General features: G+C 63.8%; 24 protein-coding genes. 12 read left to right on the forward strand and 12 right to left on the reverse strand.

The window, feature by feature from the left end; translation table 11 throughout:
- Positions 1-25: 25 nt before the first annotated feature.
- Entirely contained in the window at positions 26-1,552 is a 1,527-nt protein-coding gene (locus J2858_RS02635) for a sensor domain-containing protein (protein WP_210103187.1), read from the reverse strand.
- 483 nt (positions 1,553-2,035) lie between these two features.
- On the opposite strand from J2858_RS02635, the gene J2858_RS02640 reads away from it, so the two are divergent.
- Positions 2,036-2,701, forward strand: coding sequence for a glutathione S-transferase family protein (locus tag J2858_RS02640; protein ID WP_210103188.1), 666 nt, complete (start codon positions 2,036-2,038; stop codon positions 2,699-2,701).
- Here the strand turns inward: J2858_RS02640 and J2858_RS02645 are convergent.
- Both J2858_RS02645 and J2858_RS02650 read right to left on the reverse strand, forming a co-directional pair.
- Positions 2,649-3,305 carry a DUF2087 domain-containing protein gene (locus J2858_RS02645; RefSeq protein ID WP_210103189.1) on the reverse strand — a complete coding sequence of 219 codons (657 nt, stop codon included), beginning with the start codon at positions 3,303-3,305 and terminating at the stop codon, positions 2,649-2,651. The genes J2858_RS02640 and J2858_RS02645 overlap by 53 nt on opposite strands.
- A 175-nt stretch (positions 3,306-3,480) precedes the next feature.
- Positions 3,481-4,404, reverse strand: coding sequence for a LysR substrate-binding domain-containing protein (locus J2858_RS02650; protein ID WP_210103190.1), 924 nt, complete (start codon positions 4,402-4,404; stop codon positions 3,481-3,483).
- A gap of 101 nt (positions 4,405-4,505) precedes the next feature.
- Between J2858_RS02650 and J2858_RS02655 the strand changes: the two genes are divergently transcribed.
- Positions 4,506-4,727, forward strand: coding sequence for a hypothetical protein (locus J2858_RS02655; RefSeq protein WP_210103191.1), 222 nt, complete (start codon positions 4,506-4,508; stop codon positions 4,725-4,727).
- 35 nt (positions 4,728-4,762) lie between these two features.
- Here the strand turns inward: J2858_RS02655 and J2858_RS02660 are convergent, their stop codons facing one another.
- Together J2858_RS02660 and J2858_RS02665 are read right to left on the reverse strand one after the other, a co-directional pair.
- Positions 4,763-5,386 (reverse strand): glutathione S-transferase family protein, encoded by a 624-nt coding sequence (locus J2858_RS02660; RefSeq protein ID WP_210103192.1) that lies wholly within the window; start codon positions 5,384-5,386, stop codon positions 4,763-4,765.
- A gap of 61 nt (positions 5,387-5,447) precedes the next feature.
- Complete coding sequence (locus J2858_RS02665) at positions 5,448-5,810, reverse strand: DUF4406 domain-containing protein (protein ID WP_210103193.1); 363 nt, start codon at positions 5,808-5,810, stop codon at positions 5,448-5,450.
- A 98-nt stretch (positions 5,811-5,908) separates the two neighbouring features.
- On the opposite strand from J2858_RS02665, the gene J2858_RS02670 reads away from it, so the two are divergent.
- Both J2858_RS02670 and J2858_RS02675 read left to right on the forward strand, forming a co-directional pair.
- On the forward strand, positions 5,909-6,664 hold the full coding sequence (locus J2858_RS02670; protein ID WP_210103194.1) for a DeoR/GlpR family DNA-binding transcription regulator: 756 nt from the start codon (positions 5,909-5,911) through the stop codon (positions 6,662-6,664).
- A 158-nt stretch (positions 6,665-6,822) separates the two neighbouring features.
- Complete coding sequence (locus tag J2858_RS02675) at positions 6,823-7,239, forward strand: hypothetical protein (RefSeq protein WP_245365522.1); 417 nt, start codon at positions 6,823-6,825, stop codon at positions 7,237-7,239.
- A gap of 117 nt (positions 7,240-7,356) precedes the next feature.
- Here the strand turns inward: J2858_RS02675 and J2858_RS02680 are convergent, their stop codons facing one another.
- Positions 7,357-8,364, reverse strand: coding sequence for an asparaginase (locus J2858_RS02680; RefSeq protein WP_210103195.1), 1,008 nt, complete (start codon positions 8,362-8,364; stop codon positions 7,357-7,359).
- Positions 8,365-8,529: 165 nt separating this feature from the next.
- Here J2858_RS02680 and J2858_RS02685 point away from each other — a divergent pair, with 165 nt between their 5' ends.
- Positions 8,530-9,267: a DUF3750 domain-containing protein gene (locus J2858_RS02685; protein ID WP_210104104.1), complete on the forward strand. Its 738-nt coding sequence runs from the start codon at positions 8,530-8,532 to the stop codon at positions 9,265-9,267.
- A gap of 333 nt (positions 9,268-9,600) precedes the next feature.
- Here the strand turns inward: J2858_RS02685 and J2858_RS02690 are convergent, their stop codons facing one another.
- A complete protein-coding gene (locus tag J2858_RS02690; RefSeq protein WP_210103196.1) occupies positions 9,601-10,599 on the reverse strand; it encodes an NAD(P)H-quinone oxidoreductase in 999 nt (332 codons plus the stop codon).
- A gap of 94 nt (positions 10,600-10,693) precedes the next feature.
- Positions 10,694-12,499 carry a bifunctional diguanylate cyclase/phosphodiesterase gene (locus J2858_RS02695; protein WP_210103197.1) on the reverse strand — a complete coding sequence of 602 codons (1,806 nt, stop codon included), beginning with the start codon at positions 12,497-12,499 and terminating at the stop codon, positions 10,694-10,696.
- 238 nt (positions 12,500-12,737) lie between these two features.
- On the opposite strand from J2858_RS02695, the gene betI reads away from it, so the two are divergent.
- Both betI and betB read left to right on the forward strand, forming a co-directional pair.
- Positions 12,738-13,349: a transcriptional regulator BetI gene (betI, locus tag J2858_RS02700; protein WP_210103198.1), complete on the forward strand. Its 612-nt coding sequence runs from the start codon at positions 12,738-12,740 to the stop codon at positions 13,347-13,349.
- Positions 13,346-14,809, forward strand: a complete 1,464-nt coding sequence (gene betB, locus J2858_RS02705) for a betaine-aldehyde dehydrogenase (RefSeq protein ID WP_210103199.1) — start codon at positions 13,346-13,348, stop codon at positions 14,807-14,809. The genes betI and betB overlap by 4 nt, the downstream gene beginning before the upstream one ends.
- 202 nt (positions 14,810-15,011) lie before the next feature.
- Here the strand turns inward: betB and J2858_RS02710 are convergent, their stop codons facing one another.
- Both J2858_RS02710 and J2858_RS02715 read right to left on the reverse strand, forming a co-directional pair.
- On the reverse strand, positions 15,012-15,362 hold the full coding sequence (locus tag J2858_RS02710) for a helix-turn-helix domain-containing protein (RefSeq protein WP_210103200.1): 351 nt from the start codon (positions 15,360-15,362) through the stop codon (positions 15,012-15,014).
- A 3-nt stretch (positions 15,363-15,365) separates the two neighbouring features.
- Positions 15,366-15,563 (reverse strand): type II toxin-antitoxin system RelE family toxin, encoded by a 198-nt coding sequence (locus J2858_RS02715; protein WP_245365523.1) that lies wholly within the window; start codon positions 15,561-15,563, stop codon positions 15,366-15,368.
- A 98-nt stretch (positions 15,564-15,661) separates the two neighbouring features.
- Here J2858_RS02715 and betA point away from each other — a divergent pair, with 98 nt between their 5' ends.
- Positions 15,662-17,311, forward strand: a complete 1,650-nt coding sequence (gene betA, locus J2858_RS02720) for a choline dehydrogenase (protein ID WP_210103201.1) — start codon at positions 15,662-15,664, stop codon at positions 17,309-17,311.
- Between the two features lies 1 nt (position 17,312).
- On the opposite strand, the gene J2858_RS02725 is transcribed toward betA, so the two are convergent.
- Together J2858_RS02725 and J2858_RS02730 are read right to left on the reverse strand one after the other, a co-directional pair.
- On the reverse strand, positions 17,313-17,675 hold the full coding sequence (locus J2858_RS02725; protein ID WP_348635436.1) for a type II toxin-antitoxin system VapC family toxin: 363 nt from the start codon (positions 17,673-17,675) through the stop codon (positions 17,313-17,315).
- Positions 17,672-17,893, reverse strand: coding sequence for a CopG family transcriptional regulator (locus tag J2858_RS02730; protein ID WP_210103203.1), 222 nt, complete (start codon positions 17,891-17,893; stop codon positions 17,672-17,674). Before J2858_RS02730 ends, J2858_RS02725 begins: the two co-directional genes overlap by 4 nt.
- Before the next feature lie 291 nt (positions 17,894-18,184).
- Between J2858_RS02730 and J2858_RS02735 the strand changes: the two genes are divergently transcribed.
- The 4 genes from J2858_RS02735 to J2858_RS02750 all read left to right on the forward strand — a co-directional run bounded on the left by J2858_RS02735 (position 18,185) and on the right by J2858_RS02750 (position 21,383).
- Positions 18,185-18,736 carry an RNA polymerase sigma factor gene (locus tag J2858_RS02735; RefSeq protein WP_210103204.1) on the forward strand — a complete coding sequence of 184 codons (552 nt, stop codon included), beginning with the start codon at positions 18,185-18,187 and terminating at the stop codon, positions 18,734-18,736.
- Positions 18,726-19,232, forward strand: a complete 507-nt coding sequence (locus J2858_RS02740) for a hypothetical protein (RefSeq protein WP_210103205.1) — start codon at positions 18,726-18,728, stop codon at positions 19,230-19,232. Before J2858_RS02735 ends, J2858_RS02740 begins: the two co-directional genes overlap by 11 nt.
- Positions 19,229-19,678, forward strand: coding sequence for a periplasmic heavy metal sensor (locus J2858_RS02745; RefSeq protein ID WP_210103206.1), 450 nt, complete (start codon positions 19,229-19,231; stop codon positions 19,676-19,678). The genes J2858_RS02740 and J2858_RS02745 overlap by 4 nt, the downstream gene beginning before the upstream one ends.
- Before the next feature lie 76 nt (positions 19,679-19,754).
- Positions 19,755-21,383, forward strand: a complete 1,629-nt coding sequence (locus J2858_RS02750; RefSeq protein ID WP_210103207.1) for a DUF1800 domain-containing protein — start codon at positions 19,755-19,757, stop codon at positions 21,381-21,383.
- Position 21,384 lies beyond the last annotated feature (1 nt).

Below are 21,384 nucleotides of genomic sequence, written 5' to 3' on the forward strand. Positions count from 1 at the left end.
GGCCAGCGGGAGCCGGCCCACGCCCTTAGCCGAAGGCTGGATCCGGGGTGCGGCTCACCTGCAGCGCATCGCGGCCCATGGCCTTTGCTGTATACATGGCGCGGTCGGCGGTCGCCAGAAGCTCTTCCGGTGTGTCGCCGTCGCGCGGATAGAAGGCGACCCCCATGCTGCAGGTGATGGGGATCTCGATCCCGTCGACATCGACCGGCTGCGACAGGGTGGAGCGGATTTCGCGCAGGCGCTTCAGCACGCTCGCCTCGTTCTGGTAGATATGGCTGAAGACGATGGCGAATTCGTCGCCACCGAGCCGCACCACCAGATCGGCCGCCCGCACCAGATGGGTGAGGCGCCCGGCAAGCTGCTTCAGCACTTCGTCGCCCAGCGCATGGCCAAAGCTGTCGTTGATCCCCTTGAAATTGTCGAGATCGACATAGGCGACCGTCACCTTGCGGCTTTCGCGCGCGGCCTCGCTCAGCGCGCGGCTGAACTGCGCCCAGAACAGCGTGCGGTTGGGCAGGCCCGTCAGCGGGTCGTGATAGGCCATGTGCTGGATACGCGCTTCGTTCTGCGCCCGCTCGATGGCAATGCCGCCGAGATCGACCGCCACGGCGGTAAGATCCATTTCGCGCTGCGTCGGCTGGCGGATCGTTTCGGAATAGAGCGCAAACGTGCCGAGCAGCCGCCCGTCGGCGCTCATGATCGGCGTGGACCAGCAGGAGCGCAGGCGAAACACGGCCGCAAGATCTCTGAAATCCGACCAGAGCGGATCGGTCTCGATATCCTCGACCACGACGGCGGCGCGCCGCCAGGCGCAGGTGCCGCAGGAGCCGACGCGCGGGCCGATCGCCACCCCGTCGACCAGCTTGGTATAGGCCATCGGCAGGCTTGGTGCTGCACCATGGCGCAAATGCTCGCCGGCGTCATCGAGCAGCAGAACGGAGGCGGAAATGCCCTCGAGCTGGCCTTCGATCACCTGGCAGAGGGCATCCAGCACCAGAGGCAGCGGCTTGCCGCGCGCCACCATTTCGAGCACGCCCGCATGGCCGCGCTGCAGGTCCGCATGGCGCCGCGCCTCGGTGATGTCACGTGACAAAACCATCAGGCCGGCGATGGCGCCATCACTGTCGCGCAGGCAGGTGCGGGTCGTTGCAAGCCAGAGTTCGCGGCCGTCCGCCAGCCGCAGCAATTCCTCGCGCTCGCTGTTTTCGCCGCTCGACATCAGCTGCTGTTCCAGCGTGAAGCGTTCGCGTGCAACCTCATCATCCAGAAAATCGAATTCGGTGCGCCCGATCACGCCGGACAGACGATAGCTGCCGGCAAAGGCCAGCACCGCGGCATTGGCGAAGATGAAGCGGCCACGGCGATCCTTCAGGCAGAAGAATTCCGGAAAACTATCCAAGAGCGTCGTAGTCTCGAGCGAACGCAGCAGCGAGGCACTGTCGATCCCGTCGATATCATGGGAGGTGGCGACCTGAACCAGATACCGGCAAAGCGGATCGAGCAGATCGGCAGACGCATCCTGCCCCGCCCGCTGCCCCATGGGTTCGTTCATCCCTCAGTCTCCCTCATTCGCCTGCCTTGTCCCCGCGCACCAGCCTTGTGGTCGGTGCAGGGTTACATGAGAAGTCCGAAATAAGTCTTAGGCTCCATGGTTTGCCGAAGATTGGGATGGAATGGCTTATGCTTTCTTAACATCCGACCACCCCGGACCGGCCGCTGCGGCGCGACCGGGGGAAGGACTAAGCGGTGCCGTACCGGATCGGCACAGCGGCGCGGGCGCCAGTGCCTGCCCGTGCCCGACCGCCCGCCGGAACCCGACGCATCATTCGAAACATTGAAGATGATGCGCGCCCCGCAGCGACGATCCGGCATGAAAAAATCCTGCCGCATGGCAGAGCGAGGCGGGGTTTCCCGGCTTGCGATCCGGCGCCAAACATTCTCTAACACTGTTTCGCGCCGGCACGCTGCGACAGCCCGCTCCGGCTCTTGCGCGAGACCGTAACGACCGGCGACAACTGACATGAGGGTTTGATCCATGCTGAAAATCTATGGTGCCTATCGTTCGCGGGCTACCCGCACGCTGTGGCTTGCCGAGGAACTGGGCCTTGCCTTCGAGCATGTGCCGGTGCTGCAGGCCAAGCGGCTCCCCGACCCGACAGGCGCCGATGCGCCGATCAACACGGCCTCTGCCGCCTTTCTTTCCATCAACCCGATGGGAACCATCCCCTCGATCGATGATGACGGCGTGATCGTGCATGAATCGCTCGCCATCAACCTTTACCTTGCCCGCAAATATGGCGGCGCGCTTGGGCCGAAGGATCTCGTCGAAGAGGCCGCCATGCTGCAATGGTCGCTGTTTGCCGCAACCGAAATCGAGGCGGTGGCGCTGAAGATCTCGTCCGCATCGACGCTTGCGCCCTCCGACGAGACGCAGGCAGTGATCGAGACGGCAGCAAAAAGCCTCGCCAAGCCCTTCGATGTTCTGGAAAAGCATCTTGCCGACAAGAGCTTCACCGTCGGCGACCGCTTTACCGTCGCCGACGTGAACCTTGCCGAAATCGTCCGCTATGCCCAGCCGCATGCGCCGCTGTTTGAGGAACGGCCGGCCCTGAAAGGCTGGCTGGAGCGGGTGCAGGCCCGCCCCGCCTTCAAGGCGATGTGGGCAAAGCGGCTGGCCGAGCCGGCGGCCGGGCCTGTCTGAACTCCGCTCTCAGATCCGGCCGGTTGGAGACCCTCGGCACTGCCCTTGCCCTTATGCGCGCTTGCAGATGCTGGATCAGCACAAGGGCGTCGGCCGGCGGCCGGACTTCCGTTCGCCGGTAGAGCCTGCAATCGGTCGAGCGGGTCATCATGCCCCAATCGACCATTTCGCGGCGCATCAGCACATGATCGCCAAAGCCGTTCAGCCGCTTGAGGAGGTCGTTGACCTGCGGTTCCGGCAGTTCGGTGCGCCCCGGCACCAGCGACCAGCACCACCAGAGCGCCAGTTTCTGCTGCTGCGTCTTCTTCGGCCAGCGGACAAGCACGCCGTTCTCGTCAAAGCAGCGCAGCACCTGCTCGATGCGCCGGTGATCGACCGCCTCCGGTTCCGGCTGCGGAGGCGGTTCGGGCGCGGCAAGGCGCATCTCGGCGCTGTGCGAGGCCTTCAGGTGCTGGAAATTGCGAAAGCCCGCACCGCGCGCCAGAATGTTGAGCAGCTCGACATGGCCGGGCTTTCGGCTCTCGTCGGCCTCCAGCGCATGGCGGATGGCTTTCGCCAGTGCCGACACATCCGGCACGGTGATGGACAGGGGAATTCTCGACATCGTTTCATCCTCGATATCGTGCCGGACATTCTGTCGGTGGTCACCGTCTTTCCGACCCGGCACGCGGGGACAAACCTCATGCGTTTTCGGGAAAAGATCCTGGCAGGTTTAGCACTTGACTCTGCGACAAGCGGTGACGCCTGGGTGAACTGCCGACCCCTGGACGAGGATGTTTCTACAAGGTGGCGGCCTTTGCGTCAATCTGGGCCCAGTCGGCCATGGCGTCTGCGAGTTCCTGACGCAGCCAGGCGTCGAAAACGCGCACCTTCTGCGGCCGCCGCGCACCGGCGCGGGTCACCAGATAATGGCCCATTCCCGTCGGCGCGCGTTGAGGGAACGGCACGACAAGGCAGTTCTGCCGCACCGCCGCCAGCGCCAGCAGATGCCAGGCGAGCATCACGCCCTGCCCGGCAATCGCCGCTTCCAGGCAGAGCGATGCCTCGCTGAACACATGGCGCGGCGTCACCCGGCAATCGCCAAGGCCGGCCGCGTGAAGCCAGAGATCCCAGGAAAACATGGCCTGCCCATCCATCAGGATCGGCAATGTCAACAGATCAGCCGGCTGCGTCAAACCTTTGGCGAGCGCCGGCGCGCAGACCGGAAACACCACCTGCGGCAGCAGCAGATCCGCCGTGACGCCGGGCCATTCCCCGCGCCCGATCCGCACCCCGACATCGACATCGTCACGGGTGAAATCGGCAAGCTTCGACGTCGCGTCGAGCCTGAGGCGGATATCCGGGTAAAGCGCTGCGAACCGGTCGAGCCGCGGCAAGATGAAACGGGAGGCAAAGACCGGCGCGACCGTGACGGTGAGCAGCGTATCATCCGTTTCCCGCCCGATGGCGACCGCCTGCGACAAGGCTTCGAAGCCGTCCCGCAGCCGCGCCACGAGCGGTTCGGCACCGGGCGCCAGCACCAGCCCGCGCGAGGTGCGGCCAAAGACCGGCCGGCCCAGCTGCGCCTCGGCCTTGATCACCTGCTGGCTCACGGCGCCGACGGAGACCCCAAGCTCGGCGGCGGCCGCCTGCATCGAGCCGAGACGGGCAACGCTTTCCAGCGCCCGCAGACCGTTGAGATGGACGAGGTTGAGGTTCTGCATATAGTTTTTCTACAGCAGGCGCCTGCTTTCTTCAATTGAAGACGATGCCCGGTTCGCGGATAACGAGCCTGCAAATAACTCTAATTTGCGAGGTAGCCGCGATGGCAATTTCAACCCTTTTCCGCAACATCCTGACCTTGGCAACGTGGGCGACCCGCATCGACGGCGCGAACGGCGAGGACATCCTGCAACATCCGCAGATCCACCGCATGAGCCTGCGCGATCTCGCCGATCTTCCGCTCGGCCAGGTCGCTTTTCAAGTCACGTCTCAGGCCGCGCCGCCGGCCGCGCAAAACTCTCTGCCGCTGTCACACTGCGCTTGAAGAAAATCTGAACCGCCCGACGGACATCTGTCCGCTCAGGCAGCCGCCTCGTCGGCGAGCGCCTTCTGCACCGACGGACGCTCCTGCATGCGCCGATAGTGATCCTCGACGCGCGGAAACTCGGCGATATCGACGCCATCGCCCTTCAGCCAGCCGGACATCACGAAGAGATAGGGGTCAGCGACGGAATAGGCTTCGCCCAGCACCCAGGGGCCCGCCAGCATGCCCTCCTCGATCAGGCGGAAGCAATCGCGCATGGTGGCGGGCACCTTGCGCTTCATGTCCTCGATCGAGGTCGGCTCATCGGCCCAGCGGGTTGCGCGGCGGCCATGCGCGTGGTTCACATGCACGGTGGAGGCGATGAAGCTGTTGAAGCCCTGCAGCCGCGCCAGCGCGAAAGGATCGTCGAGCGGGGCCAGCCCCTTGTCCGGCGCCGTCTGGGCGATGAACAACAGGATCGCCAGCGTTTCCGTCAGCGTGCCCTTCTCCGTCACCAGCGCCGGCACGCGGCCCTTCGGGTTGACCTTCAGATAATGTGCCGAACGCTGCTCGTTTTCCGCAAATTTCAGCCGATGCAACGTGAAGGGCAGACCGGAATCGATCAGCGCGATATGGGCGGCAAGCGAACAGGCGCCGGGCGAAAAGAAGAGCGTCAACATCAGCAGTCCTCCAGAATATCGAGGGCAAGGAGTAGCCCATCACCCGGCGCCGGGAAAGTGCCTATTCCGTGACGACGCCCGGCACATCCTCCAGCCGGTACCAGACGGGCAGGCCCCGCTCCCGGGCAATGCGCACGTCATTGTCGGCCCCCTTGGATTCGCCCGGAAGGCGCAGCACGCCCTCGCAAAGCGCCAGAAGCCGGTGCGCCACGGGATAGAAGATGTCCTCGTAGAGCGCATCGCCCACCCTCTGTCCGCCGGCGGAGCGCCAGATCGGCAGCGCCACCCATTCGCCGATCATCGGCACATGGCCTGCCTTGAACAGGGCATGCGAGGGCGCCTCAAGGCGGTGCAGGTTCTCCGCCATCTTCCGGGGATCATCCCCGGTTCCGGAACGATAGGGGCCGGCAATCAGGATCAGCATGATGTGTATCTCCGCACGAAAAATCTTGTTTTCTTGCCTTCAGGACTCAATTCAGGCAATATCACTAGGTTTCGTGCAATTTCGTGAAGAGTCAAGCCATGCTGACCAGCCAACGCAAAGCCGTGATCCTCGACCTGCTGCGCCGCGACGGCCAGGTGATTGCCCGCGATCTGGCGCAATCGCTCTCTCTGTCGGAGGATACGATCCGCCGCGACCTGCGCGAGATGGCGGCGGAGGGACTGTTGACCCGCGTGCATGGCGGGGCGCTGCCGCTAGCGCCGGGGCTGCCGGACCTGACGGCCCGGCGTGGCCTTGCAAGCGACGTGAAGGATCGGCTCGGCCGCGCCGCCGTGACGCTGGTCCGGCCGGGCATGACGATCTTTGTCGATGGTGGTAGCACGCATGCCGCGCTGCTGCGGCACCTGCCGCGCGACATGGCCGTCACCATCCTCACCCACAGCCCGACGATTGCGGCGGATCTGGAGCATCATGCGGCCAGCGTGGTCCTGATCGGCGGCACGCTCTACAGGCATTCCATGGTGGCGGTCGGCGCGCAGGCCGCCGCGCAGATCGCGTTTCTCAGCCCAGACATCTTCTTTCTCGGCGTGACCGCGATCCATGCGACACGCGGCCTCTCGACCGGCGATTTCGAGGAAGCCGCGATCAAGCGGCAGATCGCCGGCCGCGCCGGGGAAACAATTACGCTTGTTACACTGGAAAAGCTGGATGCCACCTCACCGCACGTGATCATGCCCACCGCTCAGCTTTCGACCCTGGTGGTGCCGGCGGAGACCCGCGAGGATCGCCTTCTCCCCTATCGGCAGGCCGGCATCAAAATCATCGCCGCCGACTGATCCGGCACCGCAACGTCTGCGTTAGTGAGCGCATCCGGATGGTTTGCGACGCCTGGCCCCAGGTCGGCGGTGGCATGGCGTCCGGACGATCCGCGGCGCATCGGGACGTCTGCCCCGGACCGCGGCGCATGATGCGCCCCTGCCACAGGAGATTGCCGATGTTGACCCGCCTGCCGCCCCTTCTTCGCACCCTGCCGCTGGTGCTTGCCATTCTCACCGCTCTTGCGCTGCCGGCGCGGCCCGAGGGGGACCGATTTTCCAACAGCGACATAGAGCGACTGATCGTCGGCAAGCGCATCTATCTGGCCGCACCGCTGGGCGGCGAGTTTCCGCTCAACTATCGCCGCTCCGGCACGGTGGATGGCTCCGGCGAAGCGGTCGGCCTCGGGCGCTTCGCCAAGCCGAACGACACCGGCAAATGGTGGATTCGCGAAAACCGCCTCTGCCAGCAGTTTTCCACCTGGTACAAGGGCGCGCCGATGTGCTTTGAACTCTACCGGACCGGCGAGCGGACGCTGAAATGGATCCGCGACAACGGCCAGACCGGAACCGCCCGGATCGGCGAGACGATCTGAATTTTTACGGTATCCATCCTTGGCGACCGCGCCAGCCCCCCACATCGCGTCTCCCGCGGTGAGAAGATGCCGGCAGGCAGATGAGGGGCGGCACGACGCCTGAAGCCCCCAATAGCATCACGCAAACAGCGCATCCGTCACGCGGATATCGCCCACGGGAATACCGTTCCAGTTCTTCATGGTGCGGTTGGCCATGCCCAGCAATGTCTCACGGGTCTCGCTGCCCGGCTCGAACTGACGGGCGATCAGCGCAAAGATCATGGCCTCGGCGGCGCGTGTCGTGCCGTCCTCGCATTTGACGGCAATGGCCACGCCCTGGTCCGGCAGCGCTGCGACGAAGACGCCTTCGGCGCCGGTCTTGGCAAAGATCTTTCCGGGCGCCACCTGCATCAGGCGCGTGCAGGCGCGCCCGGTGCCGGCCACGTAAAAGGGTTCGGCCATGCAGGCCTCCATCAGCCGGCGCGACGCCTTTGCCCGCGAGGCTGAAATCCCTTCGCCGGTCAGCATCCTAGCAAAGCCATGCGCAAGGCCCTTCAGCGGCACGGCATAGGTTGGGATCGAGCAGCCGTCGGTGCCGCAATTATCTGTGCCGAGGGATGCACCGGTCAGATCCGCCATCACGGCGCGGATTTCCGCCTGCAGCGGATGATCGTAACCGACATAGCCCTTCTGATCGAAACCGGATTGAACGCAAGTGCAAATGAAGCCGGAATGTTTTCCCGAACAGTTGTTGTGCAGCGCCGTCGGCGCATCGAGCGTGCGGGCCTGGTGGATCAGCGTCTGCTGGTCGGATGACCAATGGGCGCCGCATTCCAGCACGGTGAGATCATGGCCGGCCTTTTTCAGCATGCCGGCCGCCGTTGCCACATGCGCCTCCTCGCCCGAATGCGAGGCGCAGGACAGCGCAAGTTCCGAGGCCGTCAGCCCAAAGGCGTCGGCAGCTCCGCTTTCGATGAGCGGCAGCGCCTGCATGGCCTTGCAGGCCGAGCGGGGAAACACAGGCTGATCGACATCGCCGAGCGAAAAGACGCTTCTGCCCGCCCCATCCACCACCACGGCAATGCCGCGATGGCGGCTTTCGACGCGATTGCCGCGGGTGACTTCGACGGTAACGGGATTTTGCATGGGAATGCCCTGATGTTGCTGCTTTCATCAGGTCATAGCGCGATTGCGTAAGCGGCGCAAAACGATATGGCGGGTGCGCTGGACCTCCCACCCCCGAAGGCACATGCCGGACGGTTGCCCGGACCGCGCGGCTGTCAGCGACGAACGGACATGGAAACGCTCAAGATGAAGGCTGTGAAGCGGTTGTTGCTGGCCATTCTGGTGATCTATCTTCTGCCGACCTTCGCGGCTGCCGGCTGGTGGGCGCTGCAGGACCGGCCGGCGCGCTGGAGCGAGGCGAACTGGGGTTCGGCCGGCATTCTGCCGAGGCCGGATGCCGACGAGGACGCCGCCATCTATGTGTTTTCGGCCGCAACCGGCGGGCTGAAAGGCTCCGTGGCCAGCCATGCCTGGATCGTCACGAAGGAAAAGGGCGCGAACGCCTATATGCGCTACGACAAGGTGGGCTGGGGCAATCCGATCCGCCGCAACCATCGCCCCGCCGATGCCTTCTGGTATTCCAACCGGCCGCAACAGGTGGTGGCCATCACCGGCCGGCAGGCCGAACTGCTGATCCCGAAGGTCGAAAGCGCCATTTCCGCCTATCCGTATGCGGAACCGGGCGGCTATACGATCTGGCCGGGGCCCAATTCCAACACCTTCGTCGCCTTCGTGCTGCGCAGCGTGCCCGAGCTTGGCGCGGTGCTGCCGCCGCATGCGGTGGGACGCGACTATCTGCCCGACGGCGAATTTTTCCACATTGATGACGACTGGCGCGACGTGCATGTGACGCTGCGTGGCCTCATCGGCCTGTCGGCCGGCCTGCGAAGCGGTTTCGAGGTGCATTTTCTGGGGCTGGTCGCGGGTCTCGATCTTGCCCGTCCCGGCATCAAGATCCCGGCCTTCGGCCGGATCGGCGTGTAACGCTGCCAAACGGGAAGCCTGAAAAAGGAAAAGGGCCGCTTTCGCGACCCTTCCATGAGTTTGGTCTGTATCACCAGACCGGGACGGCAGCCAGGCTGCGGGCCCCGAGGAAAGTGTGGATCAGGCCGAGGGCTGCCCCGTCAAAACCGTAACCTTTCCATTGTCCGACTTGCAGACCGAAATCTCACTCGACATTGGATCACCTTCCTTTCGTTACGTTGCTGTTGAGAAGAAGGTAGGATCGATCGGGCTTCCATGCAAGGCACGTTATATGACAAAGTTCGGAAAGGCGTTACCGACCGATCCGGCGCGCCCCTCTGCGGGGGCGCCTCATCAAAGTTTCAGCACGATCTTGCCGATATGGTTGCTCGTCTCCATCAGCTCATGGGCTTCAACGACGGCGTCGAACGGCAGCACCGTATGGATGACCGGGGCAACGGTTCCGGCTTCCAGAAGCGGCCAGACATGGGTGGCGAGATCATCGCGGATCGCGCGCTTTTCTTCTGCCGTGCGCGGGCGCATGGTGGAGCCGGTCACCGTCAGGCGCTTGACCATGATCGGCGACAGATTGACCTTGTCGGCCACCGCCCCGCCGAGGAAGGCGATGATCGAGAGGCAGCCGTCCTTGGCCAGCACGGAGAGGTTCTTTTCGAAATAGGCGGCCCCGATCATGTCGAGCACCACATCGACGCCGGCATCGCCGGTCACATCCTTCACCACCGAGACGAAATCCTCCGTCTTGTAGTTGATCGCCTTCGTCGCGCCGAGGGTTTCGCAGGCAGCACATTTTTCCGCGGAACCCGCGGTGGTGAAAACGGTCGCGCCAAACGCCCGCGCGAGCTGGATCGCGGTGGTGCCGATGCCGGAGGTGCCGCCATGGATGAGCACGCTTTCGCCCTCCGTCAGCCCGGCCATCTGGAAGAGGTTTGCCCAGACGGTGAAGAAGGTTTCCGGAACGGCAGCGGCCCTCACCGCATCATAGCCATTGGGGAAGGCCAGCGCCTGGCCAGCCGGAATGACCGCATATTCGGCATAGCCGCCACCATTCGCCAGACCGCAGACCGGATCGCCGAGGGAAAAGTCGCTGACGCCCTCGCCAAGCGCTGCCACCGTGCCGGCAACTTCGAGCCCGAGAATCGGGCTTGCATCCTTCGGCGGCGGATAGGTTCCCTGCCGCTGGGCGACATCCGGGCGGTTCACGCCCGCCGCCTCGACCTTCACCAGAATTTCGCCGGCGCGCGGACGCGGCACCGGCCCCGTGGCAAAGGTCATCACCTGAGGCGCGCCGAAGGACGGCAGGTCGACATGGCGCATGGTGTCGGGAAGGGTCATCAGCTTGTCCTCTCGTTCGGCTTCCTGATGTAGGACAGGGACGACTGGTTGGAAAGGCGGCGCGCTGACGCGGGGGGCGGCCGGCGGTGTCGCCTCAGCCTGCCCCGTGCAGGAGCGAAAACACCAGCCCGCTCTCGCAATCCTTGGCCTGCGCCTTCACCGCGGCAATGGCCGCGCTGATGGGCCCGACATCATCGAGCAGCAGGCCGGCCGGCAGTTCCACCACGCCGATGGAACAGCGCAGAAGGGGAAAATCCCGCTCGGTGCCGCTGCGGTCATGGGCGCGAATGCTGCCGGCAGCGCGATCCTCGGCCGAATACAGCTCCACGACATCCGCATGGAAATCCGACAGCAGGCGCCCGAGGATTTCCGACAGTTCCTCGCGCGTCCAGTCGGAAAGGCCGATGAAGAAATCGTCGCCGCCGACATGGCCGAGAAAATCGCCTTCGGAGAAGAAATAGCGCTTCATCAGCGCAGCAAACAGCGAGAGCGCATGATCGCCCCTCTGGAAGCCGTAATGATCGTTGAACGGCTTGAAGTGGTCGAAGTCGCAGTAGCAGAAGAAGCGCGTCTGGTCGTCGTCGCGGCCCACTTCCTGCATGAAATCGCGGATGGCGCGATTGCCGGGAAGGCCGGTCAGCGGGTTCTGGTCCTGCGCCACCTTCAGCTGCTTCTCGTTGATGACCTTGATCAGCGAGGCGGCCGACACGATGCCGGCATAGCGCATGTTTTCGGTGAGGATGACGCAATCGCTGCCATCCATATTGGCAAATATATGCATCAACCGCTCGGCATTGGCATCGAGCCCGACAATCGGCGCACCCTCGACGAAATGGGCAATGGAGCGCTCGTAGATCTTGTTCTTCAACAGGTCGCGGCCGAAGGGACGGTAGATATATTCCTTCAGGTGATATTCGCTGATGATGCCGCGCGGCTCGCCATTGGCGTTGAGCACCGGAAAGAAGGCCTGGCGCGGATTGGCGCGAAACAGCTCGAACACCGTATCGACGCTGTCGTTTTCGAACACCGTCGGCAGCATCTCGATCTGCTTGCGGATAAGAATCTCGTCCAGCGACTGGCTGGAACGGCGCCCGCGCCCGAGATGGACGAGATGGGGAAAGGCCGGCTGCAATTCGCTGAGAAAGGCGGTGGGCCGAGCAATGAACCAGCCCTGCACCAGATCCACCCCGAATTCGCGACAGGCCAGGCACTCCGCCTCGCTTTCCACCCCTTCGGCAATCACCCGCACGCCGAGCACATGCGCAATGTTGACGATGTTGCGCACCAGGTGGCGCTTGCGCGGGCTGGTCTCCAGTCCGTTGATGAAATGCCGGTCAATCTTCAGGTAATCGACGGGAAATTCGCACAGGAGCTTCATTTCGGCGTGGCCAACGCCAAAATCGTCGATGGCAAGCTTGAAGCCCGATTTGCGCATGGTGGCGATCAGGGCGGCAAATTCCGGCGCGCTGGTGTTGTCGAACCGCTCCGACAGTTCAAAGCAGATGGAGGATGGCGGAATATCGGCCTTCGAGAGGTGGTGCACCAGCTTTTCCACCACGAGCTGACCCTCGCGGATGAGGCGCGCATCCAGATTGATGAACAGCGTGTGGCTGGCAAAATCGGGCAGCGTGGCAAACTTGGCAAGCGCCCGCCCGGCCATCATCTGCTCCAGCCCGAGCAGCTGGTTGGCTTCGGCTGCCGTATCCAGAAGCTCCAGCGGCGAGCGGAAGCCCAGCCGCTCCTGTCCGCGCATCAGCGTTTCGTAACCGAAGACCCGGCCGGTCGCCAGTTCCACGATCGGCTGGAAGGCGTTTTCCAGCGCAAGCTTGGCAAGCGGCAACAGCTGGTCGTTCGCATAGCGTCTCAAGACAGGGTCTTCCGGCGTGACAACGCGCGACATAACGATCTTCCAGGCTCGGACGCAAACGATAAAAATACGACAGACAATCGCCTGTCATTCGTCAAAGAAGTCTTGCCGCCAGATGAAGGTTTGATGACAGTCCCCAGTTTCGTTCGAGCATGCCGGCCCTCCGGCGGAGGCGGGAAGCTTGCGGCCGCCTGGCAGGCCGAAATCCTGCGCGATTTTTTATTGATTGATCAGTCAATCAAAAATATACTGCCGGCATCAGGAGACACAGATGCCCAAGCTTGGAATGGAACCGGTGCGCCGCAAGGCGCTGGTGGAAGCGGCCCTGCGCACCATCGGCAGCCAAGGTTCGCTGGATGTCACGATGTCGCAGATCGCCCGCGAGGCCGGCGTTTCGGCAGCGCTTGCGCATCATTATTTCGGCAGCAAGCAGCAGCTGCTGATCGCCACCATCCGGACGCTGCTGAGCCAGTTGCGCGCCGATGCGGTTTCGGCGCTCGCTCAGGCATCGACTCCCCGGGAGCGTATCTCGGCCGTCATTCGCGTCTCCTTCGACGCCGACCAGTTCGCCCCTGACGTGGTGGCCGCCTGGCTCGCTTTCTATTCCGAGGCGCAGCGTTTTGAAGAGGTGCGCCGCCTGCTGATGCTTTACGCGCGCCGGCTTCATTCCAACCTGATGTCGGGCCTTAACCCGCTCTGCGGCCGCGCCGAAGCCGGACGCATTGCCGAAGGGGCCGCAGCCCTCATCGACGGGCTCTACATTCGCCGCAGCCTGCGCACCGCCACGCTCTCCATCGAAACCTCCGTCACACTGGTGGAGGATTATGTAAGCGGGCAGCTCGCCCAAAAGACCGCCCCTTCCCCGTCTGGAGACCGGATATGAAAGCCCAACCGCCCGCCTCCCATTTCATCGATGGCGCCTATGTCGAGGATACCGCCGGCACGGTGATCGAGAGCATCTACCCGGCAACCGGCGAAGTGATTGCCCGCCTGCATGCGGCAACGCCTGCGATTGTCGATGCGGCCGTCGCGTCCGCAAAACGGGCGCAAAAGGAATGGGCCGGTTTCAGCCCTGCCCAGCGCGGCCGCGTGCTGAAAAAGGCGGCCGACCTCATCCGCGAGCGCAACCGCGCACTGTCGGAACTCGAAACGCTCGACACCGGCAAGCCGATCCAGGAAACCATCGTCGCCGACCCCTCCTCCGGCGCCGACAGCCTGGAATTCTTCGGCGGCATCATCGCCACGGCGCTGAACGGCAGCCAGATCCCGCTCGGCGGCGATTGGGCTTATACGAAACGCGTGCCGCTTGGCGTGGTCGTCGGCATCGGCGCCTGGAACTATCCCCAGCAGATCGCCTGCTGGAAGGCAGCACCAGCGCTTGCCGCCGGCAATGCCATGGTGTTCAAGCCCTCCGAAGTGACGCCGCTCGGCGCCCTGAAGATTGCCGAGATCCTGATCGAGGCCGGCCTGCCGAAGGGCGTCTTCAACGTCATCCAGGGCGACCGCGACACGGGACCTCTGCTTGTCAATCACGCAGACGTCGCAAAAGTGTCGCTGACCGGTTCCGTACCGACGGGCCGCAAGGTGGCGGGGGCCGCCGCGGCCCAACTGAAACACGTGACGATGGAGCTTGGCGGCAAGTCGCCGATCCTCGTCTTTGACGATGCCGATCTGGAAAGCGCCATCTCCGGCGCCATGCTCGGCAATTTCTATTCGTCGGGCCAGGTCTGCTCCAACGGCACCCGGGTCTTCGTGCAGAAAAACCTGCGCGACACATTCCTCGCGCGCCTGAAGGAGCGCACCGAGGCGATCGTCATCGGCGATCCGGAAGATCAGGCCACCCAGATGGGGCCGCTCGTTTCGTTCACGCAGCGCGAAAAGGTGCTGGCCTATATCGAAAAGGGCAAGGCGGAAGGCGCAACGCTCATCTGCGGCGGCGGCATTCCCAACACCGTTTCCGGCGAAGGTTTTTACATCCAGCCGACGGTGTTTGCCGATGTGACCGACGAGATGACCATCGCGCGTGAGGAAATTTTTGGGCCGGTGATGTGCGTCTTGGATTTCGAGACCGAAGAAGAGGCGATCGCGCGCGCCAATGCCACCGAGTTCGGCCTTTCCGCCGGCGTCTTTACCCGCGACATCACCCGCGCCCACCGCGTGGTGGACCAGCTGGAAGCGGGCACGCTGTGGATCAACACCTACAATCTCTGCCCGGTGGAAATTCCCTTCGGCGGATCAAAGCAATCTGGCTTCGGCCGGGAGAATTCGGCCGCAGCGCTGGAACATTATTCGGAACTGAAGACGGTCTATGTCGGCATGGGACCGTGCGAGGCGCCGTATTGAGATGCAGCTGGCCGTCGCGACCGTTTGCCCCCCTCTGCCCTGCCGGGCATCTCCCCCACAAGGGGGGAGATCGGATGGGGTCGACCTTTCGCCGGTCTTCAATGGGGTCGGGCCTGCTGGGAGAACGCGGCTTGCCGATCTCCCCCCGTGTGGGGGAGATGTCCGGCAGGACAGAGGGGGGTATGGCCAGCGCACCCGCCCCTCACATCACGATATCGTCGAGATCCACTTTCAGGGCCGCCGCAATGCGCTTCAACACATCGATGGAACCGGTCTTCTTGCCGCTTTCGATCTCGGACAGGTAGGGCTGCGAGATGCCGGCGGCTTCTGCAAGCTCGGAGACGGTGAGTTTGCGGTAGGTGCGGTAGGTGCGGATGCGGCTGTCGGTTTGGCTGAGTTCGTAAACGAGTTCCGCCGGCCAGGTCTCCTCTCCGGCTTCGATCCGAGCCATGATTTCCTTGGCCATAATGATATCCATCATGTCCTCGAACTCTTCCTCCGGGACGAGGACAAATGGCTGACCGTCGATGACCGTTCTGTTGAAAACACCCATGGCCTAATCCTTATAGATCCCACCTCTTGGGCCGATATTGACCACGAGGACGAGGTTCGTACGTTCGTCGATGATGACCCGGTCGTCGCCGACCCGGATCCGCGCCAGCGAGCTTCCGGCCAATCGCTTCAGATCGACACGCTCCCCACGGGCGAACGCATCGACCTTCGCCTTGATGGCAGCCTCTCGCTTCGGCTGCATCCGGCTCAGGCTCTTCTTCGCGGCGTTAGAATACTCAACCGGCTTCATCGCATCAACATAGCCCACAGCTATAATTAACGCAACCATGGATTGCTGACATGCAGGCAGATTTCGTCATCATCGGTTCCGGCTCCGCAGGGGCGGCCATGGCCTACCGCCTGTCGGAAGATGGCAGGCACAGCGTCATCGTGCTGGAATTCGGCGGTTCCGATGTCGGACCCTTCGTACAGATGCCGGCAGCGCTTGCCTACCCGATGAACATGGAGCGCTACAACTGGGGATACCTCTCCGAACCCGAACCGCATCTCAACAACCGGCGCATGATCGCGCCGCGCGGAAAAGTGGTCGGCGGGTCCTCCTCGATCAACGGCATGGTTTACGTGCGCGGCCATGCGGAGGATTTCAACCGCTGGGAGGAGATGGGCGCGCAGGGCTGGGCGTATGCGGATGTGCTGCCCTATTTCAAGCGGATGGAGCATGCGCATGGTGGGGAAGACGGCTGGCGCGGCACCGATGGGCCGATGCATGTGCGCCGGGGTGCCGCCAAAAACCCGCTCTACAGCGCCTTCATAGAGGCCGGGCGCCAGGCCGGTTTTCCGGTGACGGAGGATTATAACGGCCGCAGCCAGGAAGGTTTTGGCCTGATGGAGCAGACGAGCTGGCAGGGCCGCCGCTGGTCCACCGCCAATGCCTATCTGAAGCCGGCGCTGAAACGCGACAATTGCCACCTGATCCGCTGCTTTGCCCGCAAGGTGGTGATGGAAGGGCGGCGAGCCATCGGCGTGGAAGTCGAGATGGGCGGCAAGATCGCGGTGATCCGCGCGAACCGCGAGGTCATCGTCGCAGCCTCCGCCTTCAACTCGCCCAAGATCCTGATGCTGTCGGGCATCGGGCCCGCCGCCCATTTGAAGGACATGGGAATTTCCGTCGTGGCGGACCGGCCGGGCGTCGGGCAGAATCTGCAGGACCACCTGGAATATTACCACCAGTTCAAGTCAAAGCTGCCGATCACGCTGCATTCGAAGAACAACTGGTTCTGGAAGGGCGTGGTCGGGGCCGAATGGCTGTTCTTCAAGACCGGGCTTGGCACGTCAAACCAGTTCGAGGCCGCCGCCTTCATCCGCTCGGGCGCCGGCATCAAATGGCCTGACATCCAGTATCATTTCCTGCCGATAGCGGTGTCCTACGACGGAAAATCCTCGGCCGAGGGCCATGGTTTCCAGGCCCATGTCGGCTACAACATGTCGAAATCGCGCGGCGCAGTCACGCTTCGCTCGCCGGATGCGAAGGACGCGCCGGTGCTGCGCTTCAACTATATGAGCGACCCGGACGACTGGGTGAAATTCCGCCATGCGGTGCGGGTGACCCGCGAGATCTTTGGCCAGAAGGCGTTCGACCCCTACCGCGAGGCGGAATTGGCGCCGGGCGACCGTGTGCAGAGCGACGAGGAGATCGACGCCTATCTCGCCGAACATCTGGAAGGCGCCTACCACCCCTGCGGCACGGTCAAAATGGGCCGCTCAGATGATCCGATGGCGGTGGTCGATCCGCAGTGCCGGGTGATCGGCGTGGAAAACCTGCGCGTCGCCGACAGCTCCATCTTCCCGCACGTCACTTACGGCAACCTCAACGGCCCCTCGATCATGACCGGCGAAAAGGCCGCCGACCATATTCTCGGGAAAGATCCCCTGCCGCGCTCCAATCAGGAGCCGTGGATCAACCCGCGCTGGCAGGTGAGCGACCGGTAGATCAGAGCTGATAGGGAATTCGGATACCCGGGTGCCCGGTCGGCATATCCTTGCTATCCCGGCTTACCAGGATGCGATCCTGCACCTGGGCGCTTGCCCATACAATGGCATCCGGCAGTTTCAAGCGATGCTGCCGGCGCAAGGCAACTGTCTTTTCTGCAACAGGACGGTCGATCTCAACCAGAACGAAGCGGGCAAGGAATGCCTCAGTTGCCTCGCGGTGCGGCTCGCGCGCACCCACCATCACCTCCATCCAGGTGACCATGCTGATGGCGATGTCGTCGTAGAGGCTCATTTCCTGCCGCGCCGCCTCTATTCCGTTCAGGTAATCGATCAGGATATTGGTGTCGACAAGGGCCTTCACCACTGCGCTCGCAACTCGCGCTGATAGCGAAGGCCATCCTCGCTCGCTTCTTCCGATGCCCAGAGGCCGAAGGCTTCGTCAAAATCGGGCTTCACGCGTCTTTCGATCATGGCGGCGACGGCCTCGCGCACCAGTGCGCTGCGCGACACCTTTTCCTGCCGGGCAATGCGATCAAGAGCCGCAATTGCGGCATCGTCAAAATCGATGAGGGTGCGCACGGTAGCCTCCATGGCGTATATCATCGTATGATATACGCGTTTTGGCTTTCTTCCTCAAGCGAACTGCTGCCGAGCAAATTTATTTGCCCGAAGCCCGAAGGCCGCCGACGGATTTTTGTAATTGCGGCGTTCAACAGGCATGATGCTGACCGAAGGGTCACGATGCGGCAGGAGAATGGAGATCGCCATTCAATCGAGACGGGTGCAAGGGAACCGCGACCGGCGGGGTATCCGCATGCGCGCCGGGCCATGCTGCCCGATCGAGCGGTCTATGGACAGGTGTCTTTCCCTATGAACCCCGATCCCGATGCAGATCTCGTCAAGGCCGTGGCGTCAGGCGATGCGGCCGCCATGCGGGCGATGGTTCAGAAAAAGCTGCCGCGGCTGCTGGCGCTGGCCAGCCGCATGCTGGGCGATGCGGCGGAAGCGGAAGATGTGGCGCAGGAGACTTTTTTGCGCATCTGGAAACAGGCGGGCAGCTGGCGGCAGGGGCGTGCGCGGTTCGATACCTGGGCGCACCGGGTGGCGCTCAACCTGTGTTACGATGCGCTGCGCAAGCGGCGCGACGTGCTGGTGGCAGAGCCGCCCGAGCAGATCGATGACGCCCCCTTGCCGGATGACGGCGTTGTGGGCCGGGAAGCGGAAAGCCGGCGGGTGGAGCGCGCGCTGCAGGCCATTGCGCCGCGCCAGCGCGAGGCGATCATCCTGGTCTATTACCAGGAGATGTCGAATATCGAGGCGGCCGAGGTGATGCAGGTGAGCGTCGATGCGCTGGAAAGCCTGCTGTCGCGTGGCCGGCGCGCGTTGCAGGCCATCCTGAAGGGAGAAGACGATGACGAATGAGACGCCCCCAATGACCCCGCAGGAATTTTACGCGCTTGTCGATGCCTATGGTGCAGAGGAGCGCCGCTGGCCGAAGGAGAGGCGCGCCGCCGCCGGGAGGTTTGCCGAAACCCCGGAGGGGGCGGCCTATCTGCAAAAGGCCGCAGGGCTGGATGCCATCCTGTCGCGTTATCAGGCACCCTCGCCTTCGCCCTCCCTTGTCGCCCGCGTGCTGCCGCCGGAAGCGCTTGCCGCAGCCTCCCGGCGTGCGACCTGGCAGAGGCGGCTGCGCGCCTCATGGATGGGGGCGGGCCTTGTCGGCCTTGGCCTTGCCGGCGGGCTGACGGGGGCTGTTGCGGTCTCCGTCATCATGCCCGGCCAGCCGTTGCCCTTTTCCGATGGCGTGGTGCCGGCCGCACTGACGCTTGGAACGGCGGGCACGGCCGAAACCGCCTTCGGCACGATTGACGGCGAACCGGCCGGCGAGACGAATGGGATGATCGGAACGATGCAATGAACGAGACGCGTTTTCGCCGCCTGACTGTCGGCCTTCTTCTGGCCAATACCTTTCTTCTCTGCGCGCTTGCCGGTGCAGGCGCCGTCTACCTCAACGCCCGCGGTGCAGCCCCCCTCACCCGTATGCCGCTCGCCGGCGAGCAGTTGCCGAGCGATGTGCGGGGCGACTTCCAGAAGGCGCTGTCGGATGCACGCCGCGAGGTGCGTTCCACCGTGCAGGAGGCGCGCCAGGCCCGCGTCGAGGCTGCTGCCCTCATGGGCAAGCCGGTTCTGGATGCTCAGGCGCTGTCGGATGCGCTGGAGCGGGCGCGTGATGCGGAAATGGCCGTGCGGGCGGCCACGGAAAAGCGCGCCGTGGACTTTGCCGCAGGCCTCACCCTCGATGAGCGCCGGCGCCTCGCCGACGGGTTGGTCCAGCGCGAGGCACCGCGCCCCGCCACGAAATGATCACATTTCAGAACCGACGGATTTTTAGCGCGCTGCCCGTTGAAGGAGCAGTCACGCAACGGAGTTCGGTTATCTCATGGCCAATCCTCAGGATATCGATGCCGCCCTTGCGCTCTGGCGTTTCGGGCTCGGCGCACAGGAAGGCAGCATCGCTGCGATCAAGGCGGATCCGCGCGATCTGCTGAGACAGGAAATCGTCGAACAGGCGGTACCGACGCCTGTCGGCGCGGAGCTGCGCTCTCATGCGGACCTTCTGGTCTCGCTTTACGACTACAACGAACAGGTCAAGGCCGAGCGCGAGCGCCCGCAGCCGACCCAGGTTTCCGCAAAACCCGGCGAGGCGGCAATGGCGGCTGCCGGATCTCCTCCGCCCCCATCTGCCGCAAAACCCGCAAACGCCGGCCCCGGAATGGGTGGTGCGGACATGGCCGCGGGCGCCATGGGGGCTGGGGGAATGGGCGCTGGCGGAATGGCCGGGGGTGGAATGGGTGGAGGCGCAGCGGCTCCCGGCAACAGCGCGGGGCAGACCATGCCCGGCGCAGGGACTGCGAAACCCGCCGGGCAACAGGCCGATTCCGTCTCAAAACGCCCCTATTATCCCCAGCAGATCCTGCTTGCCGAAACAGAAGCGCGCTTCAACGGCACCATTCACCAGCCGCTGATCGGCTTTGGCGAGCGGCTGGCGCAGTTCTGGGCGAACCACTTTTCCATCGCTGTCTCCAAGGGCGGCGAGGTGCACATCCTTGCCGGCTGTTTCGAGCGGGAAGCCATCCGCCCGCATGTGTTCGGCCGTTTCGAGGATATGCTGGTGGCGGTGGAAACCCATCCGGCCATGCTGGTCTTTCTCGACAACCGCCAGTCCATCGGCCCCAATTCGCCCGCCAACAAGAACGGCAAGCGTGGCCTCAACGAAAACCTCGCCCGCGAGATCATGGAACTGCACACGCTCGGCGTCGGCAGCGGTTACTCCCAGGCCGATGTCACCTCGCTTGCCCGCATCATCACCGGCTGGACGGTGTTTCGCGATGAGAAGAAGCCGGGCCCGCAAGGCACCTTCGTCTTCAATGCCTATGCGCATGAACCGGGCGACCATGCGGTGATGGGCATCACCTATGCCGAAGGCGGCGAGGAACAGGGGCGCTCGGCGCTGCGCGATCTTGCCCGCCACCCGGCAACCGCCCGCCATCTCGCCACAAAACTGGTGCGCCATTTCGTGGCAGACCAGCCGCCGCCGGCACTCGTGGCAAAACTGGCCGCTGCCTATACCAAGACCGGCGGCGATCTCTCGGCGGTCTACATGGCGCTAGTCGATGCCGAGGAAGCGTGGAACCCGCAGCTCACAAAGATCCGCACGCCACAGCAATATGTCACGGCCGTGCTGCGCACCACCGGCATCAAGCCGAAACCGCAGCAGGTCATTTCGGTGCTGAATGCGCTCGGCCAACCCTTGTGGAACCCCTCCGGGCCGAACGGTTTTTCCGACGCAAGCGACGCCTGGGCCTCCTCTGAAGGGCTTGCCACCCGCATTGATGCGGCAAGCCTGTTTGCCGGCCAGGTGCCGGCAGCCATTGATCCACGCGCCTTTGCCGGTGACCGGTTCGGGCCGCTTCTCTCCGATGACACGCTGCAAGCAATCTCCCGGGCGGAAACGCGGCCGCAAGGCCTTTCCATCGCCTTCCTTTCCCCCGAATTCCAGAGGGCCTGAT

It is taken from the genome of Neorhizobium galegae, from assembly GCF_017877135.1.
GTDB lineage: Bacteria > Pseudomonadota > Alphaproteobacteria > Rhizobiales > Rhizobiaceae > Neorhizobium > Neorhizobium galegae_A.

Bases quoted from the DNA above. Each gene is read 5' to 3' on its own strand.
- J2858_RS02635 (WP_210103187.1), bottom strand. From the start codon at position 1,552: ATGAACGAACCCATGGGGCAGCGGGCGGGGCAGGATGCGTCTGCCGAT.
- J2858_RS02640 (WP_210103188.1), top strand. From the start codon at position 2,036: ATGCTGAAAATCTATGGTGCCTATCGTTCGCGGGCTACCCGCACGCTG.
- J2858_RS02645 (WP_210103189.1), bottom strand. From the start codon at position 3,305: ATGTCGAGAATTCCCCTGTCCATCACCGTGCCGGATGTGTCGGCACTG.
- J2858_RS02650 (WP_210103190.1), bottom strand. From the start codon at position 4,404: ATGCAGAACCTCAACCTCGTCCATCTCAACGGTCTGCGGGCGCTGGAA.
- J2858_RS02655 (WP_210103191.1), top strand. From the start codon at position 4,506: ATGGCAATTTCAACCCTTTTCCGCAACATCCTGACCTTGGCAACGTGG.
- J2858_RS02660 (WP_210103192.1), bottom strand. From the start codon at position 5,386: ATGTTGACGCTCTTCTTTTCGCCCGGCGCCTGTTCGCTTGCCGCCCAT.
- J2858_RS02665 (WP_210103193.1), bottom strand. From the start codon at position 5,810: ATGCTGATCCTGATTGCCGGCCCCTATCGTTCCGGAACCGGGGATGAT.
- J2858_RS02670 (WP_210103194.1), top strand. From the start codon at position 5,909: ATGCTGACCAGCCAACGCAAAGCCGTGATCCTCGACCTGCTGCGCCGC.
- J2858_RS02675 (WP_245365522.1), top strand. From the start codon at position 6,823: ATGTTGACCCGCCTGCCGCCCCTTCTTCGCACCCTGCCGCTGGTGCTT.
- J2858_RS02680 (WP_210103195.1), bottom strand. From the start codon at position 8,364: ATGCAAAATCCCGTTACCGTCGAAGTCACCCGCGGCAATCGCGTCGAA.
- J2858_RS02685 (WP_210104104.1), top strand. From the start codon at position 8,530: ATGAAGGCTGTGAAGCGGTTGTTGCTGGCCATTCTGGTGATCTATCTT.
- J2858_RS02690 (WP_210103196.1), bottom strand. From the start codon at position 10,599: ATGACCCTTCCCGACACCATGCGCCATGTCGACCTGCCGTCCTTCGGC.
- J2858_RS02695 (WP_210103197.1), bottom strand. From the start codon at position 12,499: ATGTCGCGCGTTGTCACGCCGGAAGACCCTGTCTTGAGACGCTATGCG.
- betI (WP_210103198.1), top strand. From the start codon at position 12,738: ATGCCCAAGCTTGGAATGGAACCGGTGCGCCGCAAGGCGCTGGTGGAA.
- betB (WP_210103199.1), top strand. From the start codon at position 13,346: ATGAAAGCCCAACCGCCCGCCTCCCATTTCATCGATGGCGCCTATGTC.
- J2858_RS02710 (WP_210103200.1), bottom strand. From the start codon at position 15,362: ATGGGTGTTTTCAACAGAACGGTCATCGACGGTCAGCCATTTGTCCTC.
- J2858_RS02715 (WP_245365523.1), bottom strand. From the start codon at position 15,563: ATGCAGCCGAAGCGAGAGGCTGCCATCAAGGCGAAGGTCGATGCGTTC.
- betA (WP_210103201.1), top strand. From the start codon at position 15,662: ATGCAGGCAGATTTCGTCATCATCGGTTCCGGCTCCGCAGGGGCGGCC.
- J2858_RS02735 (WP_210103204.1), top strand. From the start codon at position 18,185: ATGAACCCCGATCCCGATGCAGATCTCGTCAAGGCCGTGGCGTCAGGC.
- J2858_RS02740 (WP_210103205.1), top strand. From the start codon at position 18,726: ATGACGAATGAGACGCCCCCAATGACCCCGCAGGAATTTTACGCGCTT.
- J2858_RS02745 (WP_210103206.1), top strand. From the start codon at position 19,229: ATGAACGAGACGCGTTTTCGCCGCCTGACTGTCGGCCTTCTTCTGGCC.
- J2858_RS02750 (WP_210103207.1), top strand. From the start codon at position 19,755: ATGGCCAATCCTCAGGATATCGATGCCGCCCTTGCGCTCTGGCGTTTC.